19 protein-coding genes are annotated in these 21,939 nt (G+C 63.2%); 15 read left to right on the top strand and 4 right to left on the bottom strand.

Translation table 11 applies throughout. From position 1 onward, the window contains the following. Positions 1 to 172 precede the first annotated feature (172 nt). Positions 173 to 2,323, top strand: coding sequence for a polyribonucleotide nucleotidyltransferase (locus H9Q75_RS11695; RefSeq protein ID WP_186567324.1), 2,151 nt, complete (start codon positions 173 to 175; stop codon positions 2,321 to 2,323). Positions 2,324 to 2,437: 114 nt separating this feature from the next. Beyond that, complete coding sequence (locus tag H9Q75_RS11690) at positions 2,438 to 3,268, top strand: nitroreductase family protein (RefSeq protein ID WP_186567323.1); 831 nt, start codon at positions 2,438 to 2,440, stop codon at positions 3,266 to 3,268. Between the two features lie 53 nt (positions 3,269 to 3,321). Here H9Q75_RS11690 and H9Q75_RS11685 read toward each other — a convergent pair whose 3' ends face one another. Continuing rightward, positions 3,322 to 3,738 carry a hypothetical protein gene (locus H9Q75_RS11685; protein WP_186567321.1) on the bottom strand — a complete coding sequence of 139 codons (417 nt, stop codon included), beginning with the start codon at positions 3,736 to 3,738 and terminating at the stop codon, positions 3,322 to 3,324. Between the two features lie 158 nt (positions 3,739 to 3,896). Here H9Q75_RS11685 and H9Q75_RS11680 point away from each other — a divergent pair, with 158 nt between their 5' ends. Continuing rightward, positions 3,897 to 5,147, top strand: coding sequence for a M16 family metallopeptidase (locus H9Q75_RS11680; RefSeq protein ID WP_186567319.1), 1,251 nt, complete (start codon positions 3,897 to 3,899; stop codon positions 5,145 to 5,147). A 124-nt stretch (positions 5,148 to 5,271) separates the two neighbouring features. Here the strand turns inward: H9Q75_RS11680 and H9Q75_RS11675 are convergent, their stop codons facing one another. After that, positions 5,272 to 6,570: a type II restriction enzyme gene (locus H9Q75_RS11675; RefSeq protein WP_186567317.1), complete on the bottom strand. Its 1,299-nt coding sequence runs from the start codon at positions 6,568 to 6,570 to the stop codon at positions 5,272 to 5,274. Positions 6,571 to 6,863: 293 nt separating this feature from the next. Here H9Q75_RS11675 and H9Q75_RS11670 point away from each other — a divergent pair, with 293 nt between their 5' ends. Further along, positions 6,864 to 7,070, top strand: a complete 207-nt coding sequence (locus H9Q75_RS11670; protein ID WP_186567315.1) for a hypothetical protein — start codon at positions 6,864 to 6,866, stop codon at positions 7,068 to 7,070. 57 nt (positions 7,071 to 7,127) lie between these two features. Next, positions 7,128 to 8,039: a hypothetical protein gene (locus tag H9Q75_RS11665; RefSeq protein WP_186567313.1), complete on the top strand. Its 912-nt coding sequence runs from the start codon at positions 7,128 to 7,130 to the stop codon at positions 8,037 to 8,039. Positions 8,040 to 8,095: 56 nt separating this feature from the next. On the opposite strand, the gene H9Q75_RS11660 is transcribed toward H9Q75_RS11665, so the two are convergent. Together H9Q75_RS11660 and H9Q75_RS11655 are read right to left on the bottom strand one after the other, a co-directional pair. Beyond that, positions 8,096 to 9,100, bottom strand: coding sequence for an ATP-binding protein (locus tag H9Q75_RS11660; protein ID WP_186567311.1), 1,005 nt, complete (start codon positions 9,098 to 9,100; stop codon positions 8,096 to 8,098). Between the two features lie 3 nt (positions 9,101 to 9,103). Further along, a complete protein-coding gene (locus H9Q75_RS11655) occupies positions 9,104 to 10,090 on the bottom strand; it encodes a DnaD domain protein (protein ID WP_186567309.1) in 987 nt (328 codons plus the stop codon). 149 nt (positions 10,091 to 10,239) lie between these two features. Here H9Q75_RS11655 and H9Q75_RS11650 point away from each other — a divergent pair, with 149 nt between their 5' ends. From H9Q75_RS11650 to H9Q75_RS11605, 10 genes are all read left to right on the top strand, one after another. After that, the gene (locus tag H9Q75_RS11650; protein ID WP_186567307.1) at positions 10,240 to 10,557 is read left to right on the top strand and encodes a cell division protein ZapA; all 318 of its coding nucleotides are present in this window, start codon (positions 10,240 to 10,242) and stop codon (positions 10,555 to 10,557) included. Positions 10,558 to 10,997: 440 nt separating this feature from the next. Next, positions 10,998 to 13,100 carry a U32 family peptidase gene (locus H9Q75_RS11645; RefSeq protein WP_243200816.1) on the top strand — a complete coding sequence of 701 codons (2,103 nt, stop codon included), beginning with the start codon at positions 10,998 to 11,000 and terminating at the stop codon, positions 13,098 to 13,100. Between the two features lie 35 nt (positions 13,101 to 13,135). Further along, the gene (gene dut / locus H9Q75_RS11640; RefSeq protein WP_186567371.1) at positions 13,136 to 13,573 is read left to right on the top strand and encodes a dUTP diphosphatase; all 438 of its coding nucleotides are present in this window, start codon (positions 13,136 to 13,138) and stop codon (positions 13,571 to 13,573) included. Between the two features lie 79 nt (positions 13,574 to 13,652). Further along, complete coding sequence (locus H9Q75_RS11635) at positions 13,653 to 14,246, top strand: Maf family protein (RefSeq protein WP_186567305.1); 594 nt, start codon at positions 13,653 to 13,655, stop codon at positions 14,244 to 14,246. A 16-nt stretch (positions 14,247 to 14,262) separates the two neighbouring features. Continuing rightward, positions 14,263 to 15,105: a rod shape-determining protein MreC gene (mreC, locus tag H9Q75_RS11630; protein ID WP_186567303.1), complete on the top strand. Its 843-nt coding sequence runs from the start codon at positions 14,263 to 14,265 to the stop codon at positions 15,103 to 15,105. A 27-nt stretch (positions 15,106 to 15,132) separates the two neighbouring features. Further along, positions 15,133 to 15,645: a rod shape-determining protein MreD gene (locus H9Q75_RS11625; RefSeq protein WP_186567301.1), complete on the top strand. Its 513-nt coding sequence runs from the start codon at positions 15,133 to 15,135 to the stop codon at positions 15,643 to 15,645. 36 nt (positions 15,646 to 15,681) lie between these two features. Beyond that, complete coding sequence (locus H9Q75_RS11620; RefSeq protein ID WP_186567299.1) at positions 15,682 to 17,169, top strand: DUF6056 family protein; 1,488 nt, start codon at positions 15,682 to 15,684, stop codon at positions 17,167 to 17,169. A gap of 19 nt (positions 17,170 to 17,188) precedes the next feature. Then, positions 17,189 to 19,300 (top strand): penicillin-binding transpeptidase domain-containing protein, encoded by a 2,112-nt coding sequence (locus tag H9Q75_RS11615; RefSeq protein ID WP_186567297.1) that lies wholly within the window; start codon positions 17,189 to 17,191, stop codon positions 19,298 to 19,300. Positions 19,301 to 19,321: 21 nt separating this feature from the next. Then, the gene (locus H9Q75_RS11610; protein WP_186567295.1) at positions 19,322 to 21,175 is read left to right on the top strand and encodes a glycoside hydrolase family 13 protein; all 1,854 of its coding nucleotides are present in this window, start codon (positions 19,322 to 19,324) and stop codon (positions 21,173 to 21,175) included. 199 nt (positions 21,176 to 21,374) lie between these two features. Continuing rightward, positions 21,375 to 21,923 carry an ABC transporter substrate-binding protein gene (locus tag H9Q75_RS11605; protein ID WP_186567293.1) on the top strand — a complete coding sequence of 183 codons (549 nt, stop codon included), beginning with the start codon at positions 21,375 to 21,377 and terminating at the stop codon, positions 21,921 to 21,923. Positions 21,924 to 21,939 lie beyond the last annotated feature (16 nt).

Raw genomic sequence — 21,939 nt, 5'->3', positions numbered from 1 at the left:
CGTATGTTGATAGGGGCGGCGCGGACACCGTGCCGCCCCTTCTTCCCATCCGCCAGAGCACGCTTTTAGCAGTTGAACCTGGGCCCGGAGCGGCCGGACCCGGCTTCAAGTGCTAAAAGAGCAAAATGCTCTGATGTGTGGGAAACACCAGAAAAAAGGAGGAATATCCCGCATGTCAACCATTATCAAGCACAAGGAATTTGCAAACCACAAGGTCTATAAGACTCAGGTGGCCGGACGGCCCCTGACCATCGACGTGGGCAAGGTGGCGGAGCTGGCCACCGCTTCCGCCATGGTCACCTACGGTGAGACCACCGTGCTGGTGGCCGTCACCGCCTCCGCCCGCCCCAGGGACGGCATCGACTTCTTCCCCCTGAGCGTGGACTTTGAGGAGAAGCTCTACGCCGTGGGCCGCATCCCCGGCTCCTTCATGCGCCGGGAGGGGCAGCCCTCTCTGCCCGCCGTGCTGGCCAGCCGGGTCATTGACCGGTCCATCCGTCCCCTGTTCCCCTATGATTTCCGCAACGACGTGGTGGTCACCGCCACCGTTATGAGCGTGGACTACGACTGCTCCCCCGAGGTGACCGCCATGATCGGCGTGTCCGCCTGCCTGGCCTACTCCAACATCCCCTGGGCCGGCCCCATCGGCTGCCTGGAGGTGGGCTATGTGGACGGCCGGATTGTGATGAATCCCACCCAGGAGCAGAAGCACGCCTCCAAGCTGGATCTGACCGTGGCCGCCACGGACAAGAAGGTCATCATGATCGAGGCCGGCGCCAAGGAGCTGCCCGACGACATCATGTATGACGCCATCGTCAAGGCCCATGAGGAGATCCGCGCCCAGGTGGCTTTCATCAATCAGATTGTCTCCGAGATCGGCCGGGAGAAGATGACCTACGACCACGCGGATTTTGACCAGGAGCTCTTCGACAAGATCGTGGCCGCTACTATGGACGAGGCTAAGGCCGCCATGGACACCGACGACAAGAATGTCCGCGAGGTGCGCTGGAACGCCCTCATCGACCACTGGCATGAGCTCTTCCTGGAGGAGTACCCCGAGATGGACAAGTACCTGGAGGAGATCACCTATAAGTTCCAGAAGAAGATCGTCAAGGCCTGGCTGCTGGAGGGCCACCGGGTGGACGGCCGCGCCAAGAACGAGATCCGGCCCCTGGCCGCCGAGGTCGGCGTGCTGCCCCGTGTCCACGGCTCCGGCCTGTTCACCCGCGGCCAGACCCAGGTGCTGTCCATCTGCACCCTGAACACCCTCTCCGCCGCCCAGAAGCTGGATACCATCTGGGAGGAGGAGGAGAAGCGGTACATGCACCACTACAATTTCCCCTCCTATTCTGTCGGCGAGGCCCGTGCCGCCCGCTCCACCAACCGCCGGGAGAAGGGCCACGGCGCCCTGGCCGAGCGGGCTCTGGAGCCTGTCATCCCCTCTGTGGAGGATTTCCCCTATGCCATCCGTGTGGTGAGCGAGGTGCTCTCCTCCAACGGCTCCACCTCCCAGGGCTCCATCTGCGGCTCCACTCTGGCGCTGATGGACGCCGGCGTACCCATCTCCGCCCCCGTGGCCGGCATCTCCTGCGGCCTGATTCAGGACGACGACGGCTCCTTCACCACCTTTATCGACATCCAGGGTGTGGAGGATTTCCACGGCGAGATGGACTTCAAGGTGGCCGGCACCAAGGCCGGCATCACCGCCATCCAGATGGACATCAAGAACGACGGCCTGAGCCATGAGATCATCAAGGAGGCCCTGGAGATCACCAAGGACGCCCGCTATGCCATCCTGGACGAGATCATGCTTCCCTGCATCTCCAAGCCCCGCCCCGACGTGGCCGACACCGCCCCCAAGATGGTGAAGATGAAGATCGACGTGGACAAGATCCGCGAGGTCATCGGCTCCGGCGGCAAGGTCATCCAGAAGATCTGCGCCGACACCGGTGCCAAGATCGACATCGAGGACGACGGCACCATCTATATCGCGGGCACCGACAAGGCCTCCTGCGACGCGGCCAAGAAGACCATCGAGACCATCGTCTTTGTCCCCGAGGTGGGGCAGCTGTACTACGGCAAGGTGGTCCGCATCCTGCAGTTCGGCGCCTTTGTGGAGCTGGCTCCCGGCAAGGACGGCATGGTCCACATCTCCAAGCTGGCCAACCGCCGTGTGGAGAAGGTGGAGGACGTGGTCAACATCGGCGATATGATCTGGGTCAAGGTCACCGACATTGACGAGAAGGGCCGCGTGAACCTCTCCTATAAGGACGCCCTGAAGGAGATTGAGGCCAAGAAGGCCGCGGGCGAGAGCGTGAAGTAAAGACACACAGCCTAAGGCCGGATGGGGATCCCCTTCCGGCCTTCTTTATGCAGACGGGCGGCGCGCAGGACGTCCTGCGCCGCATCCGGCAGACAAAAAGGGGGAACGGTAAAAATGAACGTGGAGATCCGGCAGGACAGATGTGTGGGCTGCGGGGCGTGTCTCCGGGACTGCCTGCGGGAGCTGTTTTATGTGGCGGATGGGAAGGCGCAGATAAAGCAGGGCGTCTGCATCCGGTGCGGCCACTGCGTGGCGGTGTGCCCGGCGGATGCCATTCGGCTGCCCGGCGGCCGGGAGGAGGAGATTCTCCCCTACGACCCGGCCCAGTTTGACATTCCGCCGGAGCAGCTGATGAACTTCATGAAGTTCCGGCGGAGCGTGCGCCAGTTCAAAGACAAGCCGGTGGAGCGGGAAAAGCTGGAGCTGCTGCTGGAGGCGGCCCGATACTCACCCACAGGCGGCAACCAGCAGAAGAACCGGTACATTCTCCTGGACCGGGACAAGGAGGAACTGACGGAGCTGGCCCTGAAGACCCTGTATGACGTGGCCGGCCGGCCGGGCGGGGAGGAGGAGCTCCCCGGGTTGAAGCGGTACCGGGAGAGATGGCGCGGCATGTATCCGGCCTGGAAGGAGCGGCGGAAGGATGGACTGTTCTACGGGGCGGCCTGCGTGCTGATGGTGGTGTCCCGCAACCCTGGGTCGGGCAGCGGCCGGCTGGACGCGGGGCTGGCCAGCGCCAATATGGAACTGATGGCCCACGCGCTGGGCCTGGGCGCCTGCTACATCGGCTTTTTCACCATGGCGGCCGAGCTGGAGCCGGAGCTATACCGCCGACTGGGGATACAGGAGGGGGAGGAAGTGGTGTCCACCCTGGCCATCGGCTACCCGGCTGTGCAATACCGCCGGACGGTGAACCGGGACCCGGCCGACCTGACGCGCCTGTAACACCCCGGATAACTGGAAAAAACCGCTCCGGACTTCAGTCCGGAGCGGTTTTCTTATGGGGAGATGCGGAGGGTTTTCACCGGCTCCATCAGCTCCAGGGCCCGGTTGGCCCGGCAGGCGTACCAGTAAAGGCCGCTGCGGAAGCCGAAGGAGAGCGGGGCTTCCTCCAGAAGGGTCTGGGGCACCCAGGCGGTGTACACCGGCCGGTAATTTCCGGCGAGCCCCCGCTGCCACACCACAGCGTGGCAGTACTCCGCCCCCTCCGCCTCCACCTGCCAGAGCTGGAACTCCAGGCTGCCGTCGGTGAGGCTGTCCGCCAGGGCGGCGGAAATCTCCGCTCTTCCCTCCGGGGCGAGCCGGGTGGCCCGCTCCGCCGCCAGCCAGTCAGCCCGCCCCTCCGGGGAGATGGAAAAGGGGAGCACGGCGGCCAGCAGGAGCGGTATGGCGATGTGCAGAGCCCGCTTTTTCACGGCAATCCCTCCATAGACAGAATCAGGGGCGGCTGTATTCCTTTTTCAGGATAGCATGGCGCGCCTGGAGCCGTCAACCTTTTCCCGGCGCGGATTTCCTGCTGACAAAGGGCGGAATTTCTGTTATCCTAGAGAAAAACAAAGCGAGGTAACCGTTTATGTATGAACGATTTACCCTCCCCAACGGGGTGCGGATTTTGACAGAGCGGGTGCCCGGTGTGCGCTCGGCCTCCCTGGGGGTTTGGGTGGGCGCCGGCTCCCGCCATGAGGCTGCGGGGGAAAACGGCGCGGCCCATTTTATTGAGCACATGCTCTTCAAGGGCACCGGCCGCCGCACCGCGGCCCAGCTGGCTGAGGAGATGGACGCGGTTGGGGGCCAGATCAACGCCTTCACCACCAAAGAGTGTACCTGCTTTTACGCCCGGGTGCTGGACGCCCATCTGCCCCAGGCGGCGGACATCCTCTGCGACATGTTCTTCCACTCCAGGTTTGACCAGACGGATGTGGAGACCGAACGGGGCGTCATTTTAGAGGAGATCGGCATGTACGAGGACAACCCGGAGGACCTGTGCGCCGAGCGCCTGGCCGGGACGGTGTTCAAGGGCACCCCTCTGGCCCGGCCCATCCTGGGCAGGCAGGCCACCCTGGAAAAAATGGACGGGGCCTGGCTGCGGGCCTGGCAGAAGGCCAACTATACCCCGGAGCGCATGGTAATTGCCCTGGCGGGCAGCTTTACCGACGCCCACACGGCGGCCCTGATGGAGCGCTTCGGCGGCCTGGAGCCGGGGCGCAGCGGCCCCCTCCGTCCGGCCCGGTATACCCCCGGCGTGACGGTGAAAAAGAAGGCCATTGAGCAGAACCACATCACCCTGGCCTTCCCCGGCCTGTCCTTCTCAGACCCCCGGCGCTTTACCCTCCAGCTGCTCTCCACCATCCTGGGGGGCGGGGCCTCCTCCCGCCTGTTCCAGCAGGTGCGGGAGCAGAGGGGGCTGTGCTACTCCATCTACTCCTACGGCGCCAGCCATGACGACGCGGGCTATTTCGGCGTCTACACTGCCCTGGGCCGGGAGACGGAGCGGCAGGCCCTGGACACCATGGTGGCCGTAGTGAGGGAGTTTGCCGAGCACGGGGTGACCCAGGCGGAGCTGGACCGGGCCAGGGAGCAGTCCAAGGCCAACGTGCTCATGGGTCTGGAGTCCACCCAGGCCCATATGAGCAGCCTGGCCCGGGGGGAGCTGATGGCCCGCGCCCTGCTGGATCCGGACCAGATCATCGCAGCCTACGACGCGGTCACCCGGGAGGACGTGCGTACCCTGGCGGAGGAGCTGTTCTGCTTTGAAAACGCCTCCCTCTCTGCCGTGGGCCGGGTGGAGTGCGCCGATTACTACCGGGCGCTGCTGGCGAAGTAGGGACTCGGAATTCTTCTCAGGGGACGAGGGATTGCGCTCCCGCGCGGGAGCGATGCCCCGGAAGGGTGCTTCCCTCCACCCAATAGAAAGCCGCCGGCTGAAAACAGCCGGCGGCTTTCTTTCGTTACAGCAGGCTCAGCTGAGCCCCCTCGCCGCACTGGGCCAGGATCCAGCTTACCCAGCCCCGGACGGTTGAGGCCCGTCGGGCAAGCGTGGTCTCGTTCAGGGGCAGGCCGCACTCCAGCATCAGGCGGATGACCAGCTCCCGGTTGGGCGCGTCCCCCAGCTGAAGCGCCCGGCCGAAGGCCCGGTGAAAGACGGGGCGACGAAAAATGCAGGCGATGAGGGCAAGACAGCGTGCCCGCCACGGCAGGCCCAGAATGCGCCTACCTTCGTCCGTCAGGCAGAGGGGCGCGCCGGGCACCCCCGCAACGCAGTCCGCCAGCCCCAGGTACTGGGCGGCGTGAATATAGTAGTCGGCCTGCCGGGCGTCAATCTCGCAGCGCAGGGGGATCTGGGCCCGCTCCAGGGGGCCCTCCCAGAGCGCGCCCAGCAGATCAATCACCCGGGGAAAGGTATCCGCCTGGGGAAACGGCAGGTCCGGCTCCGGCGCGGGACGGGTGCTTTGCCAGAGCTGCCGCACATGGGCTACGGTGATGCTCTCATCTGCAAAGGTGTATGCCGTGTGGGACACCAGGGAGAGGGAGCTGAGATCGCCTTCGTCGGGAAAGGCATAGCGGAACAGGTGCAGCAGGTCGCCGCTCCGCACCAGAAACACGGGGATGACCGGCTTGTCCGTGCGCGCCCGCCAGGTCCGGTAGGGGTAGTAGAGCCGGCAGATGGGCAGCGCCTCCGCCGCTGTGCCGCGCGCCGCGCACAGGCACAGGGCGTCCCGGCTCTCCAGAACACAGTCGATCCCTGACGGGGCGCGGTCCGCGCAGAGGGAATAGGCCTGGCCGGGAGCGGCGGTGCTGCGCACCCGGAAGGAGAAGCGCCCGGAGGGCATGGCGCCTGCGGCAGTGGGATAGGCCCGGCCGCCCAGAAGCTCGTCAAAAATCCCGCCGCACAGGCAGAAACGCAGCAGCGTGTCCGTGCTGTAAAGCCGGTCCCGCTCCAGAGAGACCAGGCCGGTCTCCGGTACGGGCCGGGGGCGGGCGTCGGCGCAGCTCACACAGCGGTGGGTATCCAGCAGGCCTACGGCCCATTCCTCCGGCCCCAGAGGCAGAAGGGACATCCCGCTTCGTCGCAGCAGGGCGGGCAGCTGGCCGGAGCGCTCCAGCTCCCCCATCAGGCGGGGGTCCGCCGCGTCGCCCAGTTCCGCGCCGGTCAGGCGGACCACACCCTCCTCCCGGATGCGGGAGAGCAGACCCAGCCGGTCAAAAAGGGATTCCCACGCCCCGTCGAGAGCCGATATGCGTGCCATGGAAGTCCCTCCTTTGCCAATATTGCCTACCAGAGGTGGGAGCATAGTTTGAGGCAGGCATTACGGTAAGCTATAAAAATAAACAGAAAAACGAACAAAAAACAATTGATTAAAACGAAAAAATATATTATTTTGACAATGGGTGCGAGGGGGTTGAGAGATGCCCTCTGGCCACCAAAGAGAGGAGGTGAGTCCCATGGGCTGAGCGAATGACATACAGACTAGTCCTATGAGGAAATCTGATAAATGAAAACAAAACGCCTATACTCCGCAGCAAGCGGAAGAGGAAGCCTATGAAAATATTTTTCGCTGTTTTGTTTTTTATTTTGCTATTTACATCATGGGTGTGGCCCATTTTGTTGGTTTCATCGCTTTTAGAGGCAATCAAACAAATCAAGGAGGGCGAAAATTATACCCGCGCGAAATGGGGCGCGATCATCGCCCTGATTGCAATGGCAATCGGGCCGTTTGTGATCAGCCTGGTAGTCACTTCTACTTAAAACACTTTAGAAAGAAGGCGCGCGAAATATATTCAAAAAGCGTAATCTTACGAAACTTTGGGTGAGCGCAAATGTATTTTAAGCTGTGCGATACTCGTTGCCGTTATTATGCCTGCGGCGGGAGCAGTATCGGCAGATGAACAGAAGAGTACGGTTTCATTTAATGAGTATGATTTAATACAGACGCTCCAGGCCAGTCCGATCAATAAACTGGAAAGGCAAGGGCATTCACAGGAAGAAATAATGGAAATAAAGGGCGCTTTATTGGAAACCAAGCTGGTAAAGCGTGCATCGCTGTCGCAGGATAAGCTGAGAGGGCTTGGTTATACTGCTGACGAGATCAGCATTTTAAAGGAAATTGAGACAACAGGACAAGTGGATTTAAGCGAGGCTCAATTGCGGGCTATCGCGGGAACATGTACCGGTACAATAGTTCCAAATTCAGCGGGGAAGAGCGAGTATAGAGTGTCCTATGAATGGGAATGGGACCACGCTCCTGTCATATGCTATAAGGATTCGTTTGCAATCAGGTGGGAGGCAATGGGGAGCGACGGCCTCCCGGTGGACTCGACGGCAGGCAGCCTCACGGTAGGATATGTTGAATACTATGACTATGACGGGTATTTTTCAGCGATAGAAACATTACAGCCCAACAGAAACAATATTGAATTCAATGTTGTAAAATTTGATTTCCGGGTAGGCAGCGGAACCCCTGAGGTCTCAACATATGCTAAACGGGGTTCTGGACATGTCCAAATCCAAAAGGATGCAGGAGTTACAAGGGACTTCTATTACTTAAAAGTAGGCGCGCTATATGGACATACTGTTGTCAATATAGGGTTTCCGAGCCTCTCCGTGAGTGCGGGGGGTATTGGAATAGGGTTCAGCGGTGGGCTGAGTACGGACAACATTGGCGGAGACAAATGCAAAATTGACCTGAATAATCAAAAGACAGCCATTAGCGGTTAACAATCACTAAGGCTGGGTGATATCCGGGCGGGGCGGCGTGGGCCGCCCCGCTTTTTTTACAGCCGCTGCTTGCGCAGCAGGCGGATGTCCTCCCCGTAGAAGGGAAGCACCCGGTATTCCCCCTCCAGCCGGGAGGCGGTCTGGGGGGTGTAGCGGCGGCGCACCTCGTCCATGGACAGGTTGGAGGAGATCACGGTGCGCCGTTCAGACATCAGCCGGGCGTTGACCAGGGTGTACAGCGCGGACTGGACAAAAGGCGTGGTCAGCTCGCTGCCCAAATCGTCCAGGATCAGCAGGTCGCAGTTTAAGTAACGCCTGGTCTCATCCCTGGCCTCCTCGGCATCCAGCCGGTCCCGGGAAAACTTCTGCTCCTCAAACCGGGTAAAGATGCTCACCGCCGTGTCATATACCACGGAAAAGCCGTTCTCCGAAACGGAACGGGCGATGCAGGCGGACAGAAAGGTCTTGCCCAGCCCGGGCGCGCCGGTGAGGAAGAGATTGCGGAAGTAGAACTTCCCGAATTTCTGGGCATAGTTCAGGCACACCTCATAGATAAACTCCATGTTTTCCCGGGGGGACAGGGCCTCTCCCGGCCAGGGCAGAGGGCTGTAGTAGTCCAGGGAGAAGGTGTCAAAGGACTGCTCTCCCAGGGGGAGCAATCTGGACAGCTGGGCGATCTGCTCCTGGGTGCACAGCTGTTTCAGACAGTCGCACATGCGGGCGCCCACCCAGCCGGTGTCGCCGCATTTGGGACAGGCCGGGCGCCCGTCCAGAGCATCAGCCGGATAACCGTTTTCCTCCAGCAGGCGGACGCGCTCGGCCTGAAGGTCCAGGTTCTTGTCCCGAATGACCCCGATGGCGGGCACCGGGTCGCTCCCCTGACGAAGGGAGGCGGAAATAATCTCCAGAATGGTGCCCCGCAGCTGCCGGTCGATCTCCGCCACCCGGGGCAGCCGGGTGTAGATCTCCCGCCGCCGGGCCTCCAGCGCCCGGGCACGCTCCTCCCGCGCCCCCTCCAGCCGCCGGGTGGCCCGGCGCAGGACGCTTGCTTCATAGGCCATGGGTCATCCTCCTTCCGACTCGCGCTGTCTGCGCATGAATTCCCGCATCCGCTCCAGGTCGGCCCGCACCCGCTGGTCCGCCTCGCCGGCGGCGGGGGGAGCGACCGCATCCCGGCGGTTGTTGGGTCCGCGGGAAAAGCTGCGGTCTCCGGCCTCGATCTCCGCCAGTGTGTGCAGGTTCTTCCTGTGCCAGCCGGTCAGAATTCCGTTCATATAGTCCCAGTCCATGGCCTGCTTTTTATACACGGTCTTTTCATAGGCCAGGCGCAGCGCCTCGTCCGGAAAGCCCATGTCAGTCCAGGCGGCCACCTTTTTCCGCTCCTTCTCCACCAGGGGCCGGGGCCGCTGGTCCAACAGGCGGAGGATCTCCCCTTCCCGGCTGCGGTAAAGGGCCTGGCGCTTCAGATGGGCGTCGGCGGCCTCCGGCGTGTCCACCCCCAGCCGCCGCCACACAAAAGCCTCCTTTTGGATCTGGGACATGCGGGGCCTGCGGCCCTCGCCGTACTTGCGCTCAAATTCCTCCACGCACCAGCTGACCAGCAGGCAGATCACCTCCGCCGGCAGAGCCAGATAGTCGTAGATGGTGTAGAGGCTCTTCAGGTCTGCGGTGGAGAGTACCTTGCCCAGCCGCCGCTGGACCTCCCCCACCAGACCGGGGAAGGAGGAGGCCTGATCCTCCAGCTCCCGGGAGATGTCGGCTGCGGTATATTCGGGCGGGGACTCGGGCGCGACCGGCGGGGCGGCCTCGGGGACCTGGGGAGCGCCGGAGTCCATCAGGCCCAGCCCGGCCAGCGCGGCGCGGGCCCCCTCCAGCCGGGCGGCGTCCCATTTCAGGGTCCGGCGCGCGCCCTCCGGCGCAAAGCGCCCCCCTTGGCGCAGCAGCCACAGATACAGCAGCGCGGCGTCCCCACTGCCGGCGGAGAGCAGGCGGTCAACCGCCGGGCCAGCCATGGACAGAATTTCGCCGGGCATGAGTATTCGCTCCGTCATGGGACGCCTCCTTTCGCGCTTTTTTACCGGCTCTATCATATCACACGCGGCGGCTCCTGTCATCTTTGAAAAAATTAATAATAAATTATTTTGTCGAGGGCGTATCTGTGCTATAATGTCCTAAATAGTATTGTCAGGAGGGGCTTTCCATGAAAAACCGCGTCACAGTCACCATTGCCGGACAGGAATACACTCTGGTGGCCACGGAGGATAAGGGTTATGTGGAAAAGGTGGCGGGCCATGTGGACGCCAAGATCCAGGAGGTGCTGGACGGCGCCAGGGTTTCTCTGGTGGATGCCGCGGTTCTGGGCGCGGTGAATGTGGCTGACGAGTACTTTAAAGAAGTGGAGGCGTCCGAGAATCTGCGCCGCCAGCTCAAGGAGTATCTGGAGGAGGCCACAAAGCTCAAGCTGGAGCTCTCCGAGGCCAAGCGGGAGATTTTTAAACTGCAGAATCAGAAGAAGTGAAGTCCGTCCCCCGGGAGACGGAGGGGTTTGAGCTCCCGCGCAGCCCTTGGCGGCTCCCGTTGGGGGCCCAGACCATTCCTTTTTCCAAAAAGAGACGGTTCGGGACTCCAAAGAAAAAATCCGTTTATCTGGGCCCTTGACTTCTATTGGCCAGCGCGCCTGTCAGGGCGGCCCTGACGGGTCCTTCGGCGGCTCAGCCGCCTTCCCTGGAGGTGAACCGGCTTGGCAGATCCCGGTGATGCGCGCCTCGTGGGCAACCGCGCGGCAAGGCTGTTCGAGCCGCAGGCCTGAACACGGCGAAGGGAACGGGTGGTCGGAGTGTCCGGTGGACACTTCGATGAAAAGAAGCGAAGCTTCCTTACACTGGCGAAACCCCTGGTTGTTTTTTCGGCTTTTGCAGCTCAAAAGCCGGGCCCCCGCCGGGTAGGTGCAAACGTCCGATGGACTCATATCTGGAGGTCATTATGCTGGAATTACTGGCCCCTGCCGGGTCAATGGAGGCGGTGGCCGCGGCCGTGGAGAACGGCGCGGACGCCGTCTACTTAGGATATGGAGATTTTAACGCCCGCCGCAATGCAAAGAATTTCTCCCGGGAGGAATTTGCGGCGGCGGTTTCTTACTGCCATGTGCGGGGGGCAAAGGCCTATCTCACCCTGAACACCCTGCTCACCGACCGGGAGCTGCCCGCGGCGGCCCAGGTGGCCGCACACGCCAGCGAGATCGGGGCGGACGCGGTGCTGGTGCAGGACCTGGGGGTGGCGCGGATGGTGCGCCAGGCGGCCCCCGACCTGCCGCTGCACGCCTCCACCCAGATGACCCTGCACAATCTGGACGGGGTGAAGCTGGCCGCCGACCTGGGGATGACCCGGGCGGTGCTCTCCCGGGAGCTGAGCCGGGACCAGATCGAGTATATCTGCCAGCGCTCCCCCATTGAGATCGAGGTGTTTGCCCACGGGGCGCTGTGCATGTGCTATTCAGGACAGTGCTTCCTCTCCTCCGTCATCGGCGGGCGCAGCGGCAACCGGGGCCTGTGCGCCCAGCCCTGCCGGCTGAAGTACGGCTGGATGGACAAGGCGGACGCCTATCCTCTCTCCCTCAAGGACCTGTCCCTGGCCGGACACCTGCGGGAGCTGCGGAGGATGGGGGTGGCCTGTGTCAAGCTGGAGGGGCGGATGAAGCGGCCGGAGTATGTGGCTGTGGTCACCCGCATTTACGCCTGTGCCATCAAGGAGGGACGGGAGCCCACGGCGGAGGAGCTGGCGCAGCTGGAAGCCGCCTTCTCACGCCAGGGCTTTACCCAGGGGTATTACCTGGACCGGCAGGGGCCGGAGATGTTCGGCGTCCGGGAGGAGGGGAAGGAGCCCAGGGAGCTCTTTGCCCAGGCCCGGAACACCTACCAGAGCGGCGAGGCCCAGCGGGTGCCGGTGACCTTTTATGCCATGATTCGCAGGGGCGAGTCCGCCCAGGTGGGGGTGGAGGATCCCCAGGGACGGGTGGTCACCGTGGCCGGTCCCGTGCCGGAGGAGGCCCGTACCCGCCCCCTCACCCAGGAGGCGGTGGGAACCCAGCTCTCCCGGACCGGGGGCACCCCCTACCGCTGTGAAAAGGTGCGGGCACTGGTGGAGGAGGGACTCTCCCTTCCCCTGGCAGCCCTTAACGCCCTGCGGCGGGAGGCCCTGGACCGGCTGACCGAACAGCGCTCCCTTCCACCGGCCCGGCGCGCCGGGGCTTTCCACGCCGGCGCCCGGTACGAAAACCGCCGGGAGGAGCCGGAGCTGGCCCTCTCCGTGCGCCGGGCCGAACAGGTCACCCCTGAGCTGCTGGAGACCCGGCCGGCCCTGCTCTATGTGCCCCTGGAGGAATTGTGCGCCCACCCGGAGGTGGTGGAGACGGCGAACGGGACGCCGGTGGCCGCCGTTCTGCCCCGGGTGGTCTGGGACCGGGAGATGGAGCAGCTGCTCCGGCAGCTGGAGCAGGCCCGCGCCCTGGGGGTGCGGGAGGCCCTGGTGGGCAACCTGGGCCTGCTGGAGGCGGCCCGCAGAGCGGGCTTCGCCCTGCGGGGGGATTTCGGGCTGGAGGTCTATAACGCCCAGACCCTCAAGGAGCTGCGGCGGCTGGGCCTGATCTCCGCCACCCTGTCCTTTGAGCTCAAGCTGGCCCAGGTGCGGGATCTGTCCAAGAACATGGACACCGAGCTCATCACCTACGGCCGCCTGCCCCTGATGATTATGGAGAACTGTATCATCAAAAACCGCTCCGGCCATTGCGGCTGCGACAACCCCAACGTGCTCACCGACCGGAGGGGGGCACGCTTCCCCGTGCTCCCGGCCCCGGGCTGCCGCAATGAGCTGTTCAACTCTCAAAAGCTCTTTTTGGCGGATAAATACGATGACTACCGCCGGGTGGGTCTGTGGGCCCAGCGGCTGATGTTTACCACTGAGAATCCCAGGGAGTGCGTCCAGGTGGCCCGGCGCTACCGTGAGGGCGGGCGCTGGAGCCCCAACGGGTATACCCGGGGGCTGTACTACCGGGACGTGGAATAACGGGATGTAACAGAAGGAGACTGGAAACAATGCATATGAAACTCTTTGTCAAGCGGCTGGATCCCCGGGTGCAGCTGCCCGCCTATCAGACCCCCGGCGCGGCGGCCATGGATCTGGCCGCCCTGCTGGACGCGCCGGTGACCATCGCCCCCCGCCAGCTGGTGAGCATTCCCACGGGGCTGGCCATCGCCCTGCCCGACGCGGGGTGGGTGGCCCTGGTGTTCGCCCGCTCCGGACTGGGCATCAAGCACGGCATTGCCCTGTCCAACGGCGTGGGGGTCATCGACAGCGATTACCGGGGGGAGCTGAAGGTGGGGCTAATCAATCTGTCCGACGAGCCCTATACCATCCAGCCCGGCGACCGCATCGCCCAGCTGATGGTGGTGCCTGTGGGCCAGGCCGCGGTCCACGAGCTGGAGGAGCTCCCCCCCACCGCCCGGGGAGCAGGCGGCTTCGGCTCCACGGGGAAATAAGAAGCGCGGAGGCGTGCGGAGCCGCGCAGAAGGGGCAGACGGCCGCCCCTACATCGAACAGGATAACGAGGGAACGCATATGGACATCATTTTGGCCTCCCAGTCGCCCCGGCGGCGGGAGCTTTTGGAGCGTATGGGGATCCGGGACTTCCGGGTGCTGGTCTCCGACGCGGACGAGACGGTGCGGGAGGGCCTCTCCCCGACGGAGCTGGTGGAGACCCTCTCCCGGCGCAAGGCCCTGGCGGTGCAGGAGCAGGCGGGGCGGGACGCGCTGATTATCGCCGCAGACACGGTGGTGTCCCTGGACGGGACGGTGCTGGGCAAGCCAGCGGACGAGCTGGACGCCTTCCGCATGCTGACCACCCTCTCCGGCTGCCGGCATCAGGTGTACAGCGGCCTGACGGTCCTGCGGGGCGAGGAGAGCGTCACGGTCCACGAGGTCACCGATGTGACGGTCCGGGAGCTGAGCAGTCGGGAGATTGAGGACTATATCAGGACCGGAGAGCCCATAGACAAGGCGGGCGCTTACGGCATTCAGGGCTACGGATCCCTCTTTGTGGAGGGGATCGTGGGGGATTACTACAATGTGATGGGCCTGCCGGTGTGCCGGCTGGGCCGTATTCTGGCGGACCTGGGCTTGGACTGCATGGCTCTGGCCGCCGGGCGGGCGTAAGACGGGAGAATCGAACGTGAAAGACTTTTTCCGGCAAAATGGGATCCTGCTTTTGATTGTGGCCGTCCTGCTGGCCCTGGTGACGGCGGTGGTCTCCGCGACCCTGGGGGGCGTGGCCGACCCCCTGTCCAGCCTGGCGGGGTGGATCACCACGCCGGTGCGCAACGGCATCAGCGCCTTTGTCAACTGGTCCCAGGAGCGATATGACAACGCCTTTGCCCAGGAGCAGCTCAAGGAGGAATATGAGCGCCTGAAGCAGCGGGTGGCGGAGCTGGAGCAGAAGGAGCGGGCGTACGAGGCCGCCCTCCAGGAGAACGAGCGCCTGCGCAACCTCAACGACCTGCGGCCCAGCGGCCGTACCTTTGAGATCGAATCCGCCATGGTTACCGCCCGCTCCACCGACAACTGGGAGTCCACCCTCACCATCAGCAAGGGGAGCAATATGGATATTGCCGTGGACGACTGTGTGGTGGACGAGTATTGGAACCTGGTGGGCGTGGTGGCCGTGGTGGGGCCCAATTATTCCATCGTGCGCACCCTGGTGGACGCGGAGATCGAGATGGGCGGCCTGCTCTCCCGCACCGACGGGGCGGCCATTCTGGAGGGCGACTTTGCCCTCATGGGTCAGGGAAAGCTCAAGCTGAGCTATCTGCCGGAGAACAGCGACCTGATCGCCGGGGACCTGGTGCTCACCTCGGGCAAGGGCGGCGTGTACCCCTCGGGGCTGGCTGCGGGGCATGTGGAGGAGGTCTATACCGAGGCCTCTGGCATGACGCGCTACGCGGTGATCCAGCCGGAGACCGACCTGGACGGGCTTAAGCAGGTGTTTGTAATCAAAAGCTTTGACATTGTGGAGTAAGGACACGGCGGGAGGAGGTGCAGAGGGTTGACCCGGCAGGATTTTCTCATCAAGTGGGGGGCGTACGCCCTGGCGCTGCTGCCCGTATGGTTTTTGGAGCTGTTTGTGCTCAACCGCTTCCCAGTTCTGGGGGTCACGCCCATGCTGCTGCCTCTGGCGGCGGCGGCCGTGGGGGTACTGGAGGGCGCCGTGGCCGGCGGCGGCTACGGCCTGTTTGTGGGTATTGTGTGCGACGCGGTGTATTTTTCCACCAGCGGGGCTATGACTATCGGGCTGTGCCTGCTGGGCGTGCTGACCGGAGCCCTGGCTCAGTACGCCCTGCGCCAGAGCCTGGCGGGCTGCCTGGTCTGCTCCGCCCTGACCCTGACGGTGATTGATGCGGCCCGGATCGCCGCCCGCCTGATCCGGGGCATGGCGTCGCTGCCCGCCCTGCTGGGAGTGGCGGGCCCGGAAATTCTGTGGTCCATGGCCTTTGTGTTTCCCATCTACTTTTTTTACCGATGGGTGTTCCTGCGGGTGCCCAAGCGCACGGTGCTGTAGCGGCCCGGACTGTGGCAGAGGAAGGAGGGCTGGCCTGTGCGGAGGCTGGAACAGATATGGGAACGGTGGGGCGCCTGGTTTCTGCTGGGCCTGCTGGCGGCCAGCCTGGTGCCCATCCTGCTGCTGGGGCGGTATGACTGGGCCTCGGCGGATGACTTCTGCTACGGGATCCTCCCCCGCCTGGCCCTGGAACAGGGGGAGTCCTTCTGGGCGGCGGTGGCACGCACCGTGAGCAGCTACTACCGGACCTGGCAGGGCAGCTTTATGTCCCTGCTGCTCATGTCTCTCACCCCGGTGGCCTTCTCGGAGTACGCCTATTGGATCACCCCGGCGGTGATGCTGGGTTCCCTGTGCCTGGGCACCTTCAAACTCACCGACACCCTGGTCCGGCGTGTATTTTGCCGGGGAGAGAGTAAAAACTGGAAATTAACCGTGGAGATTGCGGCGCCCCTGCTGCTCATGTCCATCCAGTGCGCCCCCTGGCCCAAGGACAGCTTTTTCTGGTGGAACGGCGCGGTGTATTACACCTTTACCTACGGGATTATGCTGCTGCTAGTGGAGCGACTGTTTGCCCTGCGCTGCGCCGGCACCCGGCGGAAGAAGCTGTGGGCAGTGCTGCCGGCCCTGCCCGCCGCGCTGCTGGTGGGGGGAAGCAACTATGTCTGCGCCCTGCTGGCGGTGCTGCTGACGGCGCTGTTTATGCTGGATTTCCTGCTGCGGGACCGCCCCAGACTGGCATGGGCGGCCTGGCCCGCCCTGGTGCTGTTCGGGAGCTTTGCCGCAAGTGTGCTCGCTCCGGGCAACCAATTCCGGCAGGCCACCCTGGCGCCCCCCATCGGGGCGTGGGAGGCAGTGGTCAAATCCATCCTGAAGGCGAGGGAGGACTGCCTGAGCTGGCCCAACTGGCCGATTGTGCTGGGGTTTGTGCTGATGATCCCTGCCCTGTGGCGGCTGACCGAGGGGGTGAAGTTCCGCTTCCCCCTGCCCGCCGGCTTCTCGGTGTTCTCCTTCCTGCTGTTTGCGGCTGAGAATGCCCCCCACTTTTATGCCGTGGACAGCGCCGGGCCGGGCCGGCTGCGGAGCATCGTGTTTTACTCCTTTTTCTGGCTGGTGCTCAGCAACCTGTGGTACTGGCTGGGCTGGCTGCGACGGGTGCTGCCGGCGCCGGAGGGGCGGCGGCAGGCCCTGCGGCGGGCGGCGCGGGCCGGGATGCTTCTGACCCTGGCGGCTCTGGTGGGCACCACCCTGTTTTACCGCTACCTGCCCGGGTTTACCAGCATGCGCTGCGCCCGGGCGCTGGCGGACGGGAGCGCCGCGGCCTATTTCGCCCAGCAGGAGGCCCGCCTGACCCAGCTGCGGGACCCGGCGGCGCGGAATGTGGTGCTGCCGCCCATAGAGACCCGGCCGCCCCTGCTCTACAACGGAGACGCGGGTGCCGACCCCCTGAACTGGCGCAACAATGTGATGCGGGTATTTTACGGAAAAGACAGCCTGACGGTGGCGCGGACGACCCCGCCGGGCTGACCCCACGGAGGTGACCCCCTTGGAGGGAAAACAGTTTCAAAACCGAACTTGGCTGGTGATTTTGGTGCTGGCCGTGCTGCTGTGCGTCTTTACGGGGGTGCTCTACAACCTTCAGGTGAACAACATGGACTATTACCGGGGGATCTCCACCCGAAAAATTGCCAATCGGGAGACCGTGGAAGCCGCCCGCGGAGAGATCCTGGACCGCTACGGCCGGGTACTGGTGTCTAACCGGGCCACCTATCAGGTGACCCTGGACACCTCCCCCATGGGGGAGGAGCCGGAGCGCAACGCCAATCTGTTGGAGCTGCTGGCCCTCTGCCGGGAGAACAAGGTGGAGTGGGCGGACACCATTCCCATCTCATTCCAGGCTCCCTTTACCTATACCAGCGGCGAGGCCCTGTCCTACACCGTGGAAAACGAGGACGGATCTGTGTCCGTGTACCAGACCAATTTCGCCAGGCTGCTGGAGGCGCTCCCCCTGAAGGGCCTGCCGGAGGAGCCGACGGCGGCGGAGGCCATGGCTGCGCTGCGCGCCTGGTTTGAGGTGGACCAGGCGGTTTCGGACGGGGAAGCCCGGGCGCTGGTGGGCGTGCTGTGCGAGCTCAATCTGCGCAGCCGGGATATCGTACGCTCCGGAGAATATATCTTTGCCCAGGATGTGGGGATCGACTTCATCTCCGCGGTTAAGGAGCATAAGCTGGTAGGGGTCTGCATTGAGGCTACCACGGTCCGGGAGTACAATACCAGCTGCGCCGCGCATCTGCTGGGCCGGGTGGCGCCCATCTACGCGGAGGAATGGGCGGAATACAAGGAAAAGGGCTACAGCATGGACGATACCGTGGGAAAGGAAGGGGCGGAACTGGCCTTTGAGGAGTACCTGCGGGGAGAGGCCGGCAGCCGCACCCAGGAACTGACCACGAGCCACAAGGTGGTCAGCGAGAGCTGGGACATTGACCTGGAGACCGGCGAGGTGTTGGAGCCCAAGCCCGGCGACAATGTGATGCTCACCTTGGACATCAAGCTCCAGGAGGCCCTGGAGCGCTCCATGGCCCAGCGGATTCCCGCGCTGCCCTCCGAGGATACCGAGGGCGGCGCGGCGGTCATTATAGATATGAGCGGAGGGGTGCTGGCCATGGCCTCCTACCCCACCTTTGACCTGGCCACCTACAGCTATGACAGCGCTCTGGCCGACCTGGCCCCCCTGTACAACCGGGCCACCAACGGCCGCTATACGCCGGGCTCCACTTTTAAGATGGTGGTGGCCGCGGCCGCCCTGGAGGAGGGGGTGACCACGCCAACGGAGAAAATTCTGGATACCGGATACTTTACCCTTCCTGAGGAAGAAAAATATCCCTATGGCGATTACCACCCCCAGTGCTGGATCTACCGCCAGTACCGCGGCAGCCACGGCCGGGTGAATGTGTCCGACGCGCTGCGGGATTCCTGCAACATCTACTTCTACACCATGGGACACCGGCTGGGGATTGAAAAGATCGACGAGTACGCGGCCATGTTCGGCCTTGGGGAGAAGACCGGCTTTGAGCTGCCCGAATACCAGGGCTACGTGGCCGGGCCGGAGACCAGCCAGGCGCTGGGGGGGACCTGGTACGGAGGCAACCTGCTCTCCGCCGCCATCGGTCAGGGAGACACCTCCTGCACGCCGCTCCAGCTGGCCAACTATATCGCCACCCTGGTTAATGGGGGAAATCACTACTCCGCCCACCTGCTCCAGACGGTCAAGACCAGCGACTACTCCTCCACGGTCTACCAGAGGGAGCCGGAGCTGCTGGACACCCTGGGACTGAAGACGGAGAATATGGAGGCCATTAAGCTGGGCATGTGGAAGGTAGCCAATGAGGGCACCGCGTCCAGCTACTTCAAGGACCTGCCCGTGGAGGTGGGTGCCAAAACGGGCACGGCCCAAACCGGATCGACCACCACGGAAGCAGACGCGGTCTTCGTGTGCTTCGCCCCCTATGAGGACCCCCAGATTGCCATGGCCATCGTGGTGGAAAAGGGCGGCTCAGGTACGGAACTGGCCGCCATTGCCGCGGATGTGCTGGCCTATTACTTCAACGCGGAGGACACCATTGAATCGGTGAGCACCGAGAATACCCTCCTGCGTTAACAGGGGAAGGATGCTGACTGTATGCGCGACGCGCAGATCTATAACTCCAGGGACCCGGCCTATAAGGAGCCCTACGGAGCCGTGCCCTCGGGAACCCGGGTGCGCTTCCGCCTGCGGCCGCCCCGGGGGCAGGGGTACTCCCGCGGGCTGCTCACCGCCCGCTTTGAGCAGCGGGAACAGGAGAGCGTAACGGTGCCCCTGCCCTGGAGTGGCCGGGAGGGGGCACGGGACTGCTTTGAGGGGACCCTGCCGGTGGGGGACTATGTGGGACTGGTGTGGTACTCCTTCCGGCTGGAGAGCCTGGACGGCCGCAGTCTGGAGCTGGGGGAGTACCAGCTCACGGTTTACGACGCCGCGGAGGAGGTCCCCGCCTGGTTTGGGGAGGGTGTGACCTACCAGATCTTTCCGGACCGCTTCCGCCGCACTGTGATACCTGACCCCGCGGGGATGGTGGGGGGACGCTGGGTCCATCCCGGCTGGGATGAGAGCCCCGAGTACCGCCCGGACGGGCGGGGGGAGATCCGTAACCGGGATTTCTTTGGAGGCAGCCTAGCCGGCGTGCGGGAAAAGCTGCCCTACCTCAAGGGCCTGGGGGTGGAGACGATCTACTTCAACCCCATCTTTGAGGCAGCGGAGAACCACCGCTACGGCACCGGCGACTACGAGAAGATTGACCCCATGCTGGGGACCAACGGGGAATTTTCCGCCCTGTGCCATGAGGCGCACCGGCTGGGGATGCATGTGCTGCTGGACGGAGTGTTCAACCACACGGGCTTTGTCAGCCGCTATTTCAACGGGGACGGGTCTTATCCCGATACTGGGGCCCATCAGTCCCAGGACAGCCCCTACTATCCGTGGTTTCGGTTCCAGCACTGGCCCGACCAATACGACTCCTGGTGGGGGGTCTATTCCCTGCCCGCGGTGAATGAGAGCCAGCCGGGCTACCTGGACTATATCATCCGGGGAGAGGACAGCATTGTCCGTCGCTGGCTGCGCGCCGGGGCGGACGGCTGGCGGCTGGATGTGGCCGACGAGCTGCCCGACTCCTTTATCCACGCTCTGCACGCCGCCGTCCGGGCGGAAAAGCCTTGGGCCGTGGTGATTGGGGAGGTGTGGGAGGACGGCTCCACCAAGATCGCCTACGGCGCCCGCCGGCACCATATCTGGGGCGGCCACTGCGACGGACTGATGAACTACCCCTTCCGCAGCGGCCTGCTGGCCTATCTGCTGGGGGGCGACGCCGGGCGGTTTCAGGAGGACATGGAGACCCTGCGGGAGAATTACCCACCCTTTGCCTGGCACTCGGCCATGAATTTTCTGGGGACCCACGACACACCCCGCATCCTGACCCTGCTGGGGGTGGGCTCGGACTGCCGGGAGCACACCAGGGCCTGGCGGGCGGATTTCCGAATGAGCCCGGAGCAGCGGACCCTGGGACTGGCCCGCCTGCGGCTGGGTACCTTGGTGCTTTTCGCCTTCCCCGGCTCCCCCACCATTTACTACGGGGACGAGGCGGGCATGGAGGGCTTTGAGGACCCCTTCAACCGCCGGACATATCCATGGGACCACGGGGACCCGGACCTGGCCGATTGGTATGCCGCACTGGGAAGGGCACGGCGGGAATTGTCTCCCCTGCGCCGGGGAGACATCCGCTGGCTGCGGGCCCAGGGGCGGGTGCTTGCATTTGCCCGCGTTCTGGGCGGAGAATGGGCGGCCGCAGCGGTCAATGCCGGGGAGCGGACCGAGGCGGTGCGCCTGCCCTGGGCGGCCCGGGATTGGATGACCGGGGAGCGCTTCCCCGTGACCGGGGAGGGTTGTGTGGTGCCCCTGCCGCCCCTGAGCGGACGGCTGCTGGTATCCGATGAAGTGCAATAAAACCCCGGACCCAGTGGGCAATGTCATTAAGTGAAACCAAAAAGCCAGCCGTTAGGCGGTGAAAAGTTGTTTTCCCCCCTTAACGGCTGGCTCATTTTTGTGCTATTGCCTATCGTTAATCGAGCGTTATGAGATTTTTGTTGCTGCTTTTCCGTACATCCACATCTTTTTAAATTGACAATTTTCAAGGAGGTTTAGAATGAAAAGAAATGTAATCAGCATGTGGTTGGTAATGCTGGTCCTGTTCCTTTCTGCATGTGGGAGGGTGCCAACCGAGATGCCTGACAGTACAATTACCTCCGAATCGGAGCAAACGGAAACAGTGTCTAATGGCCAGGGTGCCGAACAGAGTGAGGGCGTTCCTGGGGAAACTGTTGTTAGCATTGATTATGCAAATGAAGAACTTCTTGCCGCTTATGACTCTTTTGAGGAATTTGTTGACGATGACTCAGAGTATCAAGTAAAAGTAATTTTCTCAACGAATACATCAGTGAAAAAATTTAGATTTCTTGAACTTAGCTATGTTGATACAGACGAAAAAGGAGATATACGGTTCAACATTGATAAGGAATTGCACACAATTAAGGAGTTGTCATCGCAATTTCCCTTTGTTGTAGATATGGCATTTGAAGGAATAGTTCCCACTCGAGGCATATCGTATGTAGCCGAAGATGGTGCTGTAAAATGTTATGCTATTCAAATGAGCGGCGAAGATGACTCGTTGATGCTAACAGAAATCGAAATATGATATGAAGTGTGGTATC

The sequence above is a fragment of the Lawsonibacter celer genome, assembly GCF_014281125.1.
GTDB classification, from domain to species: Bacteria; Bacillota; Clostridia; order Oscillospirales; family Oscillospiraceae; genus Lawsonibacter_B; species Lawsonibacter_B celer.
This window is presented reverse-complemented; position numbering and strand designations above follow the sequence as displayed.